The following is a 14,179-nucleotide window of genomic DNA, read 5'->3' on the forward strand; positions in this document are numbered from 1 at the left end:
CCCCGATGCGGCTCGGCGCCGTGATCATCACCATGGGCAACCGGCCCGACGAGCTCAAGGCGCTGCTCGACTCCGTGGCCCGGCAGGAGGGCGACCCGGTCGAGGTCGTCGTCGTGGGCCAGGGCGTCGAGCTCGACGGCCTCGCCGACCCGGCGGCGGGCATCCGTACCGTCGAGCTGCCCGAGAACCTCGGCATCCCCGGCGGCCGCAACGTCGGCATCGAGGCTTTCGGCCCCGGCGGCAGCGACGTGGACGTGCTGCTCTTCCTGGACGACGACGGGCTGCTGGAGCGGTCCGACACCGCCGAGCTGTGCCGCCAGGCCTTCGCCGAGGACCCGCGGCTCGGGATCGTCAGCTTCCGGATCGCCGACCCGGACACCGGCGAGACCCAGCGCCGCCACGTACCACGGCTGCGCGCCTCCGACCCGCTGCGCTCGTCCCGCGTGACGACCTTCCTGGGCGGCGCCAACGCCGTCCGCACCAAGGTCTTCGAGCAGGTCGGCGCCCTGCCGGGGGAGTTCTTCTACGCCCACGAGGAGACCGACCTGGCCTGGCGGGCGCTCGACGCCGGGTGGCTGATCGACTACCGCGCGGACATGGTGCTGCTGCACCCGACGACGGCCCCCTCCCGGCACGCCGTCTACCACCGTATGGTGGCCCGTAACCGGGTGTGGCTCGCCCGCCGCAACCTGCCCGCCCCCCTGGTGCCGGTCTACCTGGGCGTCTGGCTGGCGCTGACCCTCGTACGCAGGCCCTCCGCCCCGGCGCTCAAAGCCTGGTTCGGCGGGTTCAAGGAGGGTTGGACCGTCCCCTGCGGTCCCCGTCGCCCCATGAAGTGGCGTACGGTCTGGCGGTTGACCCGGCTGGGCCGACCGCCTGTCATCTGACAAGCTCGGGTCTGGGAGCATGGGCCCGATCACCGGGCCCGCGCCCCAGGGTCCGATGCCCCCTTCTGCCGCATCTTGAAGACGGAAAGTTTCAACTTGTGAGTGACACAACCCACGACGGCGCCCTCGCCACGAGCAAGCCGCCGTCCGAAGACGCGGGGCTCGCCCCCGCCGAGCTCGCCAGGAAGTACGGCCTGTCCGTCAGCGGCGCCCGGCCCAGCCTGGGCGGGTACGTGCGCGAGCTCTGGGGGCGGCGCCACTTCATCATGGCTTTCTCCCGGGCGAAGCTCGTCGCGCAGTACAGCGAGGCGAAGCTCGGCCAGATCTGGCAGGTGGCGACCCCGCTGCTGAACGCCCTGGTGTACTACCTGATCTTCGGCCTGATCCTGAACGCGGGACGCGGCGTGGAGAAGGACTCCTACATCCCCTTCCTGGTGATCGGCATCTTCGTCTTCTCGTTCACCCAGAGCTCGCTGATGGCGGGTGTCCGGGCGATCCCGGGCAACCTCGGCCTGGTCCGCGCGCTGCACTTCCCGCGCGCCTCACTGCCGATCTCGTTCTCGCTGCAGCAGCTGGGGCAGCTGCTGTACTCGATGATCGTGGTGCTCGTCGTCGTGGTCGCCTTCGGGAACTACCCGCGGCTGTCCTGGTTGCTGGTCATCCCGACGCTCGCGCTGCAGTTCCTCTTCAACACCGGTCTCGCGCTGATCTTCGGGCGGATGGGGTCCAAGACCCCCGACCTCGCGCAGCTGATGCCCTTCATCACCCGCACGTGGATGTACGCCTCGGGCGTCATGTTCTCGATCAGCGGGATGCTGGCGGGCAGGCCGCACTGGATCGCGGAGGTGCTCCAGTGGAACCCCGCGGCGATCTACATGGACCTGATCCGCTTCTCGCTGATCGACAGCTACGGGCCGCACCACCTGCCGCCGCACGTCTGGGTCTTCGCGGTGGGCTGGGCCGTCGTCATCGGCGCCGGTGGTTTCGTGTACTTCTGGAAGGCTGAGGAGCGTTACGGCCGTGGCTGAGAACAACCGGGGCGCCGTCCCCACCGTCATCGCCGACGACGTCCACATCGTCTACCGGGTCAACACCGGCAGCGCCGGCAAGGGCAGTGCCACCGCGGCGCTCAGCAAGATCATGCGCCGCGGCAAGGGCGACTCCCCGGGCGTCCGCCGGGTGCACGCCGTACGCGGGGTCTCCTTCACCGCCTACCGCGGCGAGGCCATCGGCCTCATCGGCTCCAACGGCTCCGGCAAGTCGACGCTGCTGCGCGCCATCGCGGGTCTGCTGCCCTGCGAGTCCGGCCGGGTCTACACCGACGGCCAGCCCTCGCTGCTGGGCGTCAACGCGGCGTTGATGAACGATCTGACCGGTGAGCGCAACGTCGTGCTCGGCGGTCTCGCGATGGGCATGACCCGCGAGCAGATCCAGGAGCGCTACGAGGACATCGTCGACTTCTCGGGCATCAACGAGAAGGGGGACTTCATCTCCCTGCCGATGCGCACGTACTCCTCCGGCATGGCCGCACGCCTGCGTTTCTCCATCGCGGCCGCCAAGGACCACGACGTCCTGATGATCGACGAGGCGTTGGCGACCGGTGACCGGAAGTTCCAGGTCCGTTCCGAGGCCCGCATCCGCGAGCTGCGCGAGAAGGCCGGCACGGTCTTCCTGGTGAGCCACAACAACAAGTCCATCCGCGATACCTGTGACCGGGTGCTGTGGTTGGAGAAGGGCGAACTCCTGATGGACGGGCCCACCGAGGAAGTCGTCTCGGCGTACGAGAAGGCCACCAGCCACTGACGGCACACCACGCGTGACGACCGCAGGCCCCTGCCGCTCCGTGCGGTGGGGGCCGCGGCGTGACGGCGGTATTCCGGATGCCCGACATTCCCTCTCGGACGAATACCCGATAGGCCTTCGCGGCGTTGTACAGCGTAAGCTGGACCAGTTCTCCAATCGCGCCAAGAGGGGACGATTCCCCGCAGTCGAAAAAGCCGGGGGTACCCCGGGTAAAGTCCGGCGGCGTGTCCGAAATAGGATGACTTGGGTCGGCAGTGTAGAACGGGAGATGTGACGGCAATGGCTATGGGAATTCTCCGGCCCCCAGGCACGGCGGCCGTCCCCGCCCCGGGCGGCGGGCGGTGACCCCGGGGCACGGCACCCGACCCCGGCGGCACCCGGCCCCCACAGCCCCCGACGCGCACGCGCGCGCCACCCTCGGCAAGGCGCGGACGGAGAACTTCCCCGTCGCCCCCTCCTTCCTCCCGCGCGCCTGGCGGGCGGGCCTGATGGCGGTCTACGGGTACGCCCGGCTGGTGGACGACATCGGCGACGGCGACCTCGCCCCCGGCGGACGCGACGCCGTGCTCCTCGGCCTCGACGCGTCCGCCACCGACGACCGGCTCGCCATGCTGGACGCCTTCGAAGCCGACCTGGGCCGGGTCTTCGGCGCCGCCGGCGGCGCCCCGCGGCACCCGCTGCTGCGGGACCTGCAGCCCGTGGTCCGCGCCCACGGCCTGACCCCCGAACCCTTCCTCGGGCTCATCGAGGCCAACCGCCAGGACCAGCTGGTCTCGCGCTACGACACGTACGAGGACCTGGTCGCCTACTGCGAGCTGTCCGCCAACCCCGTCGGCCGGCTCGTCCTCTCGCTCACCGGGACCAGCACCCCCGAGCGGGTCCGCCGCTCCGACGCGGTCTGCACCGCCCTGCAGATCGCCGAGCACCTCCAGGACGTCACCGAAGACCTCGGCCGCGACCGGATCTACCTCCCCGGCCAGGACCTGCGCCGCTTCCACGTCACCGAATCCGACCTGGAAGCGCCCACCGCCGGAGCGTCCGTACGCTCCCTGATCGCATTCGAAACCGAACGCGCCCGCGCGCTGATGGACGAGGGCACCCCACTCGTCGGCAGCGTGCACGGCAGGCTCCGGCTGCTGCTCGCGGGTTTCGTCGGAGGGGGGCGAGCCGCCCTCAACGCCATCGCGGCCGCCGGCTTCGACGTGGCCCCCGGCCCGCCCAAGCCCACCAGGAGCGGCCTGCTCCGCGAGGTGGCCGCCGTCCTGCGCACAGCGCCGAGAAAGGGGTGAGCCCGAACGTGGAGGGCCCCACACACGCGTCCGCACCGTCCGCACCGCCCGTGCCGTCCGCACCGGTCTCCGCGGCCTACAGCTACTGCGAGGCCGTCACTGGCACCCAGGCGCGCAACTTCGCGTACGGCATCCGGCTGCTGCCCACGGACAAGCGGCAGGCGATGTCCGCGCTGTACGCCTTCTCCCGCCGCGTCGACGACATCGGTGACGGCACGCTGCCCGCCGACGCCAAGCTCGTCCGGCTGGAGGAGACCCGCGCCCTGCTCGGCCGGATCCGCGCCGGGGAGATCGCCGAGGACGACACCGACCCGGTCGCCGTCGCCCTCGCCCACGCCGCCCGCCGCTTCCCGATCCCCCTCGGCGGCCTCGACGAACTCATCGACGGGGTCCTGATGGACGTCCGCGGCGAGACCTACGCCACCTGGGACGACCTCAAGGTCTACTGCCGCTGCGTGGCCGGCGCCATCGGACGGCTCTCCCTCGGCGTGTTCGGCACGGCCCCCGGCGCCGCCGACGCGGCCCGCGCCCCCGAGTACGCCGACACCCTCGGCCTCGCGCTGCAACTCACCAACATCCTCAGGGACGTTCGTGAGGACGCCGGCAACGGCCGTACCTACCTGCCCGCCGAGGACCTCGCCAAGTTCGGCTGCTCCGAAGGCTTCCACGGCGACCGGGCCCCGGCCGGCGCCGACTTCGCCGGACTGGTCCACCACGAAGTCCGGCGCGCCCGCGCCCTGTTCGTCGAGGGCTACCGGCTGCTGCCCATGCTCGACCGGCGCAGCGGCGCCTGCGTGGCCGCCATGGCCGGCATCTACCGGCGGCTGCTCGACCGGATCGAGCGCGAGCCCGAGGCGGTCCTGCGCGGCCGCGTCTCACTGCCGCCCCACGAGAAGGCGTACGTTGCCGTCCGGGGCCTCTCCGGCCTCGACGCGCGGACCATCACCCGCCAGAGCACCAGGAGGCGGATCTGATGGCCGCCGGAGCAACCCCGACCGACGTCCCGGCGTCCTCCGGGGCGACAGGGGAGGGTGCATGACCTCGAACCACGCGGTGGTCGTCGGCGGCGGCCTCGCCGGGGTCACCACCGCCCTCGAACTCGCCGGCGCCGGCCTGCGGGTGACCCTCCTGGAGAGCCGGCCCCGGCTCGGCGGCCTCGCCTTCTCCTTCAAGCGCGGCGACCTCACCGTCGACAACGGCCAGCACGTCTACCTCCGCTGCTGCACCGCCTACCGCTGGTTCCTTGACCGGGTGGGCGGCGCGGCCCTCGCGCCGCTGCAGGAGCGGCTCGACGTCCCCGTGCTCGACGTCGCCCACCCCGGCGGCCCGCGCCTGGGCCGGCTGCGCCGCAGCGCCCTGCCCGTACCCCTGCACCTGGCGTCCTCGTTGGCCCGCTACCCGCACCTGTCACTCGCCGAGCGGGCGGGCGTCGGCCGCGCCGCCCTCGCGCTGCGCCGGCTCGACCCCGCCGACCCGGCGCTCGACGGCCTGGACTTCGCGACCTGGCTCGGCCGCTACGGGCAGTCCCCGCGCGCCATCGAGGCGCTCTGGGACCTCGTCGGCATCGCCACCCTCAACGCCACCGCCGAGCAGTCCTCGCTGGGCCTGGCCGCCATGGTCTTCAAGACCGGACTGCTCTCCGAGAACGGCGCCGCCGACATCGGCTGGGCCAAGGTCCCGCTCGGCGACCTCCACGACACGCTCGCCCGCAAGGAGCTCGACGCCGCCGGAGTACGCACCGAACTGCGCGCCCGCGTCACCGGCATCTCCCGCTCCGCGGACGGGAACTGGCGGGTGGCCACCGAGACCGAAACGCTGGACGCCGCCACGGTCGTCCTCGCCGTCCCGCAGCGCGAGGCCCACGGGCTGCTCCCGTCCGGGGCCCTGGCCGACCCGGACAAGCTCCTCGACATCGGTACCGCCCCCATCCTCAACGTCCACGTCGTCTACGACCGCAAGGTGCTGAAGCGGCCCTTCTTCGCGGCGCTCGGCTCCCCGGTCCAGTGGGTCTTCGACCGCACCGACGCCTCCGGACTCACCGACGGCGGCCAGTACCTGGCGCTGTCCCAGTCCGTCGCCCAGGACGACATCGACGAGCCCGTCTCCGTCCTGCGCACCAAGTACCTGCCCGAACTGGAACGGCTGCTCCCGGCCGCGCGCGGCGCCAAGGTACGGGACTTCTTCGTCACCCGCGAACGCACCGCCACCTTCGCCCCCACCCCCGGCGTCGGCCGGCTCCGCCCCGGCTTCCGGACCGACACGCCGGGGCTGTATCTCGCCGGTGCGTGGACCGCCACCGGTTGGCCCGCGACCATGGAGAGCGCCGTCCGCAGCGGACTGGGCGCGGCGCACGCCGCACTCACCGCGCTCGGCCGCCACCGCGAACACCCCCTGCAAGAGGCGGCATGACCACCACCAGCACCAGCGGTACACCCGCAGCACGCACAGCAGCACGTACAGGAACCAGAGGAGAGCCAGTGAACCCGGGGAATCCGGCTGTCGAGAACACCGGCGGCAGTGTGGGCGCGGCCGGTGGAGAGGCAGCGGACACGCTCGCCCTCCTGGAACGCGGCCGCACGCTGTCCACCCCCGTGCTCCGCGCCGCTGTGGACCGGCTCGCGGCGCCCATGGACACCGTCGCCGCCTACCACTTCGGCTGGATCGACGCCCAGGGCAACCCCGCGGACGGCGACCAGGGCAAGGCCGTGCGCCCCGCCCTCGCGCTGCTCTCCGCCGAAGCCGCGGGCGCCGCGCCCGAGGTCGGCATCCCCGGGGCCGTCGCCGTCGAACTCGTCCACAACTTCTCCCTGCTGCACGACGACCTGATGGACGGCGACGAACAGCGCCGCCACCGCGACACGGTGTGGAAGGTGCACGGTCCGGCGCAGGCCATCCTCGTCGGCGACGCGCTCTTCGCCCTCGCCAACGAGGTCCTGCTGGAGCTGGGCACCGTCGAGGCGGGCCGCGCGGCTCGGCGGCTGACCACCGCCAGCCGCAAGCTCATCGACGGCCAGGCGCAGGACATCTCCTACGAGCACCGCGAGCGCGTCAGCGTCGAGGAGTGCCTGGAGATGGAGGGCAACAAGACCGGCGCCCTGCTCGCCTGCGCGGTCTCCATCGGGGCCGTGCTCGGCGGCGCGGACGACCGTACCGCCGACAAGCTGGAGGAGTACGGGTACCACCTCGGCCTCGCCTTCCAGGCCGTCGACGACCTGCTCGGCATCTGGGGCGACCCGGAAGCCACCGGCAAACAGACCTGGAGCGACCTGCGCCAGCGCAAGAAGTCCCTGCCGGTGGTCGCCGCCCTCGCGGCGGGCGGACCGGCGTGCGAGGAACTGGCCCGGCTGCTGGCCGCCGACGCCAAGAGCAACGACTTCGAGAACTTCTCCGAAACGGAGTTCGCTACCCGCGCCGCCCTCATCGATGAGGCCGGCGGCCGCCAGTGGACCGCCGACGAGGCCCGCCGCCAGCACACCGTGGCGATCCGCGCGCTGGACGATGTCGACATGCCGCAGCGGGTGCGGGACCAGCTCGTCGCCCTCGCCGACTTCGTCGTCGTGCGCAAGAGGTGATTATCGTCCGGGCGCGGATATGAATCATGAGTCGCCGGCCGGCGCCGCCCACCTGATCGGCACTGCCTAGGCGGGTGCACCGGCCGACGGCAGACCCCAGCACAGCAGAGGACGACACTGCACGAAGGGGAAGCCATGACAGCGACGACCGACGGCGGCGGAACCCCCGGCGCGGGGCCCGCGCGCGAGCCGGCCGCCACACCGGGCGTGTTGCCCGGTGTCCAGGACGCCACCGAACGCGCCGCCCGCCACCTGCTCGACCGGCAGGACCCGGCGGGCTGGTGGAAGGGCGACCTGGAGACCAACGTCACCATGGACGCCGAGGACCTGCTGCTGCGGCAGTTCCTCGGCATCCGGGACGAGGCCACCACGCACGCCGCCGCTCTCTTCATCCGGAGCGGGCAACGCGACGACGGCACGTGGGCCACCTTCCACGGGGGACCGCCCGACCTCTCGGCCACCGTCGAGGCGTACGTGGCGCTGCGGCTGGCCGGGGACCCGCCCGACGCCCCGCACATGGTGCGCGCCTCGGCCTGGGTCCGGGCCCACGGGGGGATCGCCGCCGCCCGGGTCTTCACCCGGATCTGGCTGGCCCTGTTCGGCTGGTGGAAGTGGGACCGCCTGCCCGAACTCCCGCCCGAACTCATCTTCCTGCCGCCCTGGGTGCCCCTCAACATCTACGACTTCGGCTGCTGGGCCCGTCAGACCATCGTCCCGCTCACCGTGGTCTCCGCCCTGCGCCCGGTCCGGCCGGCGCCGTTCGCGCTGGACGAGCTGCACACCGACGCGCGCGCTCCCGACCCGGTCAGCGCCCTTGCCCCGCTGGCCAGTTGGGACGGCGTCTTCCAGCGGATGGACCGGGCCCTGCACGTCTACCGGCGGTTCGCCCCGCGCCGGCTGCGCAAGGCGGCCATGGACACCGCCGCCCGCTGGATCATCGAGCGCCAGGAGAACGACGGCTGCTGGGGCGGGATCCAGCCGCCCGCGGTCTACTCCGTCATCGCCCTGCACCTGCTCGGCTACGACCTCGGGCACCCCGTGATGCGGGCCGGCCTGGAATCCCTCGACCGGTTCGCCGTCTGGCGCGAGGACGGCTCCCGGATGATCGAGGCCTGTCAGTCGCCGGTCTGGGACACCTGCCTCGCCGCCATCGCACTGGCCGACGCGGGCGTGCCGGCGGACCATCCCGCGCTGCTCAAGGCGGCGGACTGGATGCTCGGCGAGGAGATCACGCGCAGCGGCGACTGGGCCGTGCGCAGGCCGGGACTCGCCCCCGGGGGCTGGGCGTTCGAGTTCCACAACGACAACTACCCCGACATCGACGACACCGCCGAGGTGGTCCTGGCCCTGCGCCGGATCGCCCACCCCGAACCGGCGAGGGTCGAGGCCGCGATCGCCCGAGGGGTGTCCTGGACCGTCGGCATGCAGTCGAAGAACGGCGCCTGGGGCGCCTTCGACGCCGACAACACCAGCCCGTTCCCCAACCGGCTGCCCTTCTGCGACTTCGGCGAGGTCATCGACCCGCCCTCGGCCGACGTCACCGCCCACGTCGTGGAGATGCTGGCCGTCGAGGGCAAGGCGGCCGACCCCCGGACCCGGCGCGGCATCGACTGGCTGCTGGCCGAACAGGAGCCCAGCGGTGCCTGGTTCGGCCGCTGGGGCACCAACTACGTCTACGGCACCGGCTCGGTGGTCCCGGCCCTCACCGCCGCCGGCCTGCCCACCGGCCACCCCGCGATCCGGCGGGCCGTCGGCTGGCTGGAGTCCGTACAGAACGAGGACGGCGGGTGGGGCGAGGACCAGCGGTCCTACGAGGACCCCGGCCGGGCGGGGCAGGGAGCGTCCACCCCCTCCCAGACCGCCTGGGCGCTGCTGGCCCTGCTGTCGGCCGGCGAACGCGCGGGCGAGGCCGTGCGGCGCGGCATCGCCCATCTCGTGCGCACCCAGCGCGAGGACGGCTCCTGGGACGAGCCGTACTTCACCGGTACCGGCTTCCCCTGGGACTTCTCCATCAACTACCACCTGTACCGGCAGGTGTTCCCGCTGACCGCGCTGGGCCGCTACCTGTACGGGGAACCCTTCGGCCCGGACGGCCGCCACACGGCCGACCCCGTCCGCGAGGCCACGGCGGTCCTGGCCGAGGAGGCCTGATGGGCGACCGGGCCGACCCCTCGCGCGTGCCGCTGCTCATCGCCTGCGCCCTGCGCATCGAACGGCTGGCCCTGCGCAGCGGCGGCGACCGCGGCTCCCCGCGGGAGTACGCCGTCCTGCGCACCGGCATGGGCCCGCGCGCCGCCGAGCGCGCCGTCACCCGGGCTCTCGCCCCGCCCGGCATGACCGGGGCCGCCGTCCTCGCCACCGGCTTCTGCGCCGGCCTCGCCCCCGGCATGAACCCGGGCGACCTGGTCGTCGCCGAGGAGGCCCGGGACCCCCGCGGCACCGTCGTCTGCGCCGGCGCCCCCCTGCTCGCCGAGGCACTGGCCCGGGCCGTCCCCGGCCGGACCGTGCACACCGGCGCACTGACCGGATCCGACCACGTCGTACGGGGCCAGGAGCGCGCCCAGCTGCGCGCCACCGGCGCCATCGCCGTCGACATGGAATCCGCAGCCACCCTGTGGACCGCCACCAGGGGCGCGAGCCGCCCGGTTGCGGCCGTCCGGGTGATCGTGGACGCTCCGGAGCATGAGCTCGTCCGAATCGGCACGGTTCGCGGAGGAATATCGGCCTTCCGCGTATTACGTGCCGTACTGCCCGCGTTTTATGACTGGCACCGTTCTTTGCTGCTCCCCAGGAGGTGAGCCAGATGGCCATGCCGTTGCGACAGTCCATCAGGGTCGGGACCTATCTTCTCGAACAGAAGCTGCGCAAGCGTGAGAAGTTCCCGCTGATCGTCGAGCTGGAGCCGCTCTACGCCTGCAACCTGGCCTGCGAGGGGTGCGGGAAGATCCAGCACCCCGCGGGGGTGCTCAAGCAGCGCATGCCGGTCGCCCAGGCCGTCGGCGCCGTGCTGGAATCCGGGGCGCCCATGGTGTCCATCGCCGGCGGCGAGCCCCTGATGCACCCCCAGATCCACGAGATCGTGCGGCAGTTGGTGGCGCGCAGGAAGTACGTCTTCCTCTGCACCAACGCGATGCTGCTCCGCAAGAAGATCGAGAAGTTCACCCCCTCCCCGTACTTCGCCTTCGCGGTGCACATCGACGGGCTGCGCGAGCGGCACGACGAGTCCGTGGCCAAGGAAGGCGTCTTCGACGAGGCCGTGGCGGCCATCAAGGAGGCCAAGAGGCGCGGTTTCCGGGTCACCACGAACTCCACCTTCTTCAACACCGACACACCGCAGACGATCATCGAGGTGCTCAACTACCTCAACGACGACCTCAAGGTCGACGAAATGATGATCTCGCCCGCCTACGCCTACGAAAAGGCCCCCGATCAGGAACACTTCCTGGGCGTCGAACAGACCAGAGAACTCTTCAGGAAGGCGTTCGCCGGCGGTAACCGGCGGCGCTGGCGGCTCAACCACTCCCCGCTCTTCCTGGACTTCCTGGAAGGCAAGGCCGATTTCCCCTGCACCGCCTGGGCCATTCCGAATTACTCCCTCTTCGGCTGGCAGCGCCCCTGCTACCTGATGAGCGACGGATACGTCCCGACGTACCGGGAACTGATCAACGACACCGACTGGGAGAAGTACGGCCGCGGGAAGGACCCGCGCTGCGCGAACTGCATGGCGCACTGCGGCTACGAACCCACCGCCGTCCTCGCCACGATGGGCTCCCTCAAGGAGTCCCTGCGCGCGGCCAGGGAGACGATCGGCGGCAACCGCGGTACGTCGGCATGACCCCCGCGACGGGCGGCGGCAAGGGCTTCGACCTCGGCGCCCTGCTGGCCGAACGCGGCGCCGAGCGGTACGAACTGCACGCCCGGCACCTCAACCACCAGCTGCCCCGGATGCTGCGCACCATCGGTTTCGACAAGGTCTACGAGCGGGCGCAAGGGGCCCACTTCTGGGACGCCGAGGGCAACGACTACCTCGACATGCTGGCCGGTTTCGGCGTGATGGGCCTCGGCCGGCACCACCCGGTGGTCCGGCGGGCCCTGCACGACGTCCTGGACGCCCAGCTCGCCGACCTCACCCGCTTCGACTGCCAGCCGCTGCCCGGGCTGCTGGCCGAGAAGCTCCTGTCCTACAGCCCCCACCTGGACCGGGTCTTCTTCGGCAACAGCGGCACGGAAGCGGTGGAGACGGCCCTCAAGTTCGCCCGGTACGCCACCGGACGCCCCAGGGTCCTCTACTGCGACCACGCCTTCCACGGGCTGACGGCCGGCTCCCTCTCGGTCAACGGCGAAGGCGGCTTCCGGGACGGCTTCGCGCCCCTGCTGCCCGACACCCGGATCCCGCTCGGTGATCTGGCCGCGCTGGAGCGGGAGCTGGGGCGCGGCGACGTGGCCGCCTTCGTCGTGGAACCCGTCCAGGGCAAGGGGGTGCTCGCACCGCCGCCCGGGTTCCTGCTCGCCGCCCAGGACCTGCTGCGCCGCCACAAGGCGCTGCTGATCGCCGACGAGGTGCAGACCGGTCTCGGACGTACCGGGGAGTTCTACGCCTACCAGCACGAACCGGGCGTGGAACCCGACCTGGTGTGCGTGGCCAAGGCCCTTTCCGGCGGCTACGTGCCGGTCGGGGCGACCCTCGGCCGGGACTGGATCTTCAAGAAGGTCTACTCGTCCATGGACCGGGTGCTCGTGCACTCCGCCAGCTTCGGCTCCAACGCCCAGGCGATGGCGGCCGGACTGGCGGTGCTCACCGTCATGGAGGACGAGGGGATCGTCGCCCACGCCCGGGCGACGGGCGACCTGCTGCGCGGGCGGCTCGCGGCCCTGGTGGACGAGTACGAGCTGCTCCACGAGGTGCGCGGGCGGGGCCTGATGATCGGCATCGAGTTCGGCCGGCCGGCCTCGCTCGGGCTGCGCAGCCGCTGGACGATGCTCCAGGCGGCCCGCAAGGGCCTCTTCGCGCAGATGGTCGTGGTGCCGCTACTGCAGAAGCACCGGATCCTCACCCAGGTCTCCGGCGACCACCTGGAGGTCATCAAGCTGATCCCGCCGCTGATCGTGGACGAGGCGGACGTGAACCGGTTCGTCGGCGCCTTCCGCGAGGTCATGGACGAGGCGCACGGCGGTGGCGCCCTGATGTGGGACTTCGGCAGGACGCTGGTGAAGCAGGCCGTCGGCAACCGCTGACGGCCTGCCGCAGGGACGGCCAGTCGCAGGGACGGCCAGTCGCGGGGTCGGTCAGTCGAGGAGCCGGTCCCTCAGCCGGCCGAGGGTCGCGGGCGTGAGTCCGAGTCCCTCGGCCAGGTAGGGCTCCACTCCGCCCCACGTACCCTCGATGGTCTCGAAGGCCGTGGTCAGGAACTCGGCGCGGGCGTCGAAGAGCGGAGCCAGCAGCTCCATCACCTCGGGGGAGCGGGCTTCGGGCGAGTCGTCGCCGCGCCGCACCCGGTAGCGGTTGTGCGGGGCGTTCGACTCCAGATAGTCCGCCACGATCGCCTCGCGCTCGACCCCGAGGGCGAGCAGCGTGACGGCGATCGAGAGCCCGGCCCGGTCCTTGCCGGCGGCGCAGTGCATCAGGGCCGGGACGCTGTCCTCGGCGAGGGCGTGCACGACCCGGCTGTGCTCGGCCGTCCGGTCCCTGATGATCGCCCGGTACGAGTTCCGCATCCGGGCGGCGGCCCTGCCCTCGCCCAGGAGCCCCCGGAGCTGCCCCAGATCGCCGTCCCGGACCATGGTCCAGAACTCCCGGCCGTCCGCCGGATCCGTCAGCGGGATGTTCACGTTCCGGACGCCGGGGAGATCGACGTCCGGCCCTTCCAGTGCGTGGTCGGCGCCGTTGCGGAAGTCGAAAACGGTGTGGAGGCCGAGCGAGGCCAGGAATGCCACATCGTTTTCGGTGGCATGTGCGAGATGTCCGCTTCGGAATAGAAGTCCCGACCTGACCCTTCGTCCGTCGGTCGTCGGCAGTCCGCCCACGTCACGGAAATTGCGCACTCCGGACAGTTCGGGCCCCGTGGGCGGGTTTGCGGCTATCTGCTGGGTCACGGGACGGGTCCTCCGCATCGTCGTGGGCCGTCGCGGCCGGGGTGGCGGGCGCGCGGCCGGGGGGCCGTTGCCGACTGTCCGAATTGAGCCGGTTGGGAACAACTTGCCATATCCGGGGGCGAGATCGCGGCGGATCCCGTGAGCCAGATCATACGGTGACCGTGCGTGCCTGATCGCGGAACCCGAATTCCCTTGTGGCCGCGGTCGTTGCCGTACCGGAATGGACGGAGGGTGACGGAAATTCAGCCTGCTTTTCCCACCTGCTATTCCGTCAGGAAATTCATGGCTTGTTGTGCCCGGCCCCGCTCGATTACCTTCGCGATCGATCCGGGTGGACCGCCGAATCCTGCCGCCGCCCGGGAACCGCACCCGACTATTCACGCGCGCGGCAGGAGCGGGGGAACCAGGTAAGCCGCTGTTCCGGACCTTCCCGCCGGAACGGCTCGGGGTGAAGCCGTACGCCGTCGCTGCGCGTACGGCCGGACATCTCCAGTCCGAACCCGACAGCTCACCTCGCAGGCGACGGAGAGGAATT

12 protein-coding genes and 1 riboswitch are annotated in these 14,179 nt (G+C 71.7%); of the genes, 11 read left to right on the forward strand and 1 reads right to left on the reverse strand.

The genetic code is table 11. From position 1 onward, the window contains the following. Window positions 1–5: 5 nt before the first annotated feature. The 11 genes from ACZ4M3_RS01315 (at window position 6) to ACZ4M3_RS01365 (ending at window position 12,786) form a co-directional block, all read left to right on the forward strand. On the forward strand, window positions 6–887 hold the full coding sequence (locus ACZ4M3_RS01315; protein WP_467730092.1) for a glycosyltransferase family 2 protein: 882 nt from the start codon (window positions 6–8) through the stop codon (window positions 885–887). Between the two features lie 98 nt (window positions 888–985). Further along, complete coding sequence (locus ACZ4M3_RS01320) at window positions 986–1,915, forward strand: ABC transporter permease (protein WP_467729052.1); 930 nt, start codon at window positions 986–988, stop codon at window positions 1,913–1,915. Continuing rightward, on the forward strand, window positions 1,908–2,690 hold the full coding sequence (locus ACZ4M3_RS01325; protein ID WP_361132700.1) for an ABC transporter ATP-binding protein: 783 nt from the start codon (window positions 1,908–1,910) through the stop codon (window positions 2,688–2,690). The genes ACZ4M3_RS01320 and ACZ4M3_RS01325 overlap by 8 nt, the downstream gene beginning before the upstream one ends. A 341-nt stretch (window positions 2,691–3,031) precedes the next feature. Then, window positions 3,032–3,979: a squalene synthase HpnC gene (gene hpnC, locus ACZ4M3_RS01330; protein ID WP_467729054.1), complete on the forward strand. Its 948-nt coding sequence runs from the start codon at window positions 3,032–3,034 to the stop codon at window positions 3,977–3,979. Beyond that, entirely contained in the window at window positions 3,976–4,953 is a 978-nt protein-coding gene (gene hpnD / locus ACZ4M3_RS01335; protein ID WP_467729056.1) for a presqualene diphosphate synthase HpnD, read from the forward strand. The genes hpnC and hpnD overlap by 4 nt, the downstream gene beginning before the upstream one ends. Before the next feature lie 61 nt (window positions 4,954–5,014). Further along, on the forward strand, window positions 5,015–6,388 hold the full coding sequence (gene hpnE / locus ACZ4M3_RS01340) for a hydroxysqualene dehydroxylase HpnE (RefSeq protein WP_467729058.1): 1,374 nt from the start codon (window positions 5,015–5,017) through the stop codon (window positions 6,386–6,388). Then, window positions 6,385–7,551 (forward strand): polyprenyl synthetase family protein, encoded by a 1,167-nt coding sequence (locus ACZ4M3_RS01345; protein ID WP_467729060.1) that lies wholly within the window; start codon window positions 6,385–6,387, stop codon window positions 7,549–7,551. Before hpnE ends, ACZ4M3_RS01345 begins: the two co-directional genes overlap by 4 nt. Window positions 7,552–7,686: 135 nt before the next feature. Further along, the gene (shc, locus tag ACZ4M3_RS01350) at window positions 7,687–9,702 is read left to right on the forward strand and encodes a squalene--hopene cyclase (RefSeq protein WP_467729062.1); all 2,016 of its coding nucleotides are present in this window, start codon (window positions 7,687–7,689) and stop codon (window positions 9,700–9,702) included. Continuing rightward, complete coding sequence (locus tag ACZ4M3_RS01355) at window positions 9,702–10,349, forward strand: phosphorylase family protein (protein WP_467729064.1); 648 nt, start codon at window positions 9,702–9,704, stop codon at window positions 10,347–10,349. The genes shc and ACZ4M3_RS01355 overlap by 1 nt, the downstream gene beginning before the upstream one ends. A 5-nt stretch (window positions 10,350–10,354) precedes the next feature. Continuing rightward, window positions 10,355–11,386, forward strand: coding sequence for an adenosyl-hopene transferase HpnH (gene hpnH / locus ACZ4M3_RS01360; protein WP_467729066.1), 1,032 nt, complete (start codon window positions 10,355–10,357; stop codon window positions 11,384–11,386). After that, window positions 11,383–12,786 carry an aspartate aminotransferase family protein gene (locus ACZ4M3_RS01365; protein ID WP_467729068.1) on the forward strand — a complete coding sequence of 468 codons (1,404 nt, stop codon included), beginning with the start codon at window positions 11,383–11,385 and terminating at the stop codon, window positions 12,784–12,786. The genes hpnH and ACZ4M3_RS01365 overlap by 4 nt, the downstream gene beginning before the upstream one ends. 51 nt (window positions 12,787–12,837) lie before the next feature. On the opposite strand, the gene ACZ4M3_RS01370 is transcribed toward ACZ4M3_RS01365, so the two are convergent. Next, window positions 12,838–13,644 carry a tyrosine-protein phosphatase gene (locus ACZ4M3_RS01370; RefSeq protein WP_467729070.1) on the reverse strand — a complete coding sequence of 269 codons (807 nt, stop codon included), beginning with the start codon at window positions 13,642–13,644 and terminating at the stop codon, window positions 12,838–12,840. 360 nt (window positions 13,645–14,004) lie between these two features. After that, a riboswitch (cyclic di-AMP (ydaO/yuaA leader) is annotated at window positions 14,005–14,179 on the forward strand.

This window comes from Streptomyces sp. NPDC026522 (genome assembly GCF_055567555.1).

Excerpts from the sequence above, each read along its gene's own strand:
- ACZ4M3_RS01345 (WP_467729060.1), top strand. The coding sequence starts at position 6,385 with ATGACCACCACCAGCACCAGCGGTACACCCGCAGCACGCACAGCAGCA.
- shc (WP_467729062.1), top strand. The coding sequence starts at position 7,687 with ATGACAGCGACGACCGACGGCGGCGGAACCCCCGGCGCGGGGCCCGCG.
- hpnH (WP_467729066.1), top strand. The coding sequence starts at position 10,355 with ATGGCCATGCCGTTGCGACAGTCCATCAGGGTCGGGACCTATCTTCTC.
- ACZ4M3_RS01355 (WP_467729064.1), top strand. The coding sequence starts at position 9,702 with ATGGGCGACCGGGCCGACCCCTCGCGCGTGCCGCTGCTCATCGCCTGC.
- ACZ4M3_RS01365 (WP_467729068.1), top strand. The coding sequence starts at position 11,383 with ATGACCCCCGCGACGGGCGGCGGCAAGGGCTTCGACCTCGGCGCCCTG.
- hpnE (WP_467729058.1), top strand. The coding sequence starts at position 5,015 with ATGACCTCGAACCACGCGGTGGTCGTCGGCGGCGGCCTCGCCGGGGTC.
- ACZ4M3_RS01315 (WP_467730092.1), top strand. The coding sequence starts at position 6 with ATGCGGCTCGGCGCCGTGATCATCACCATGGGCAACCGGCCCGACGAG.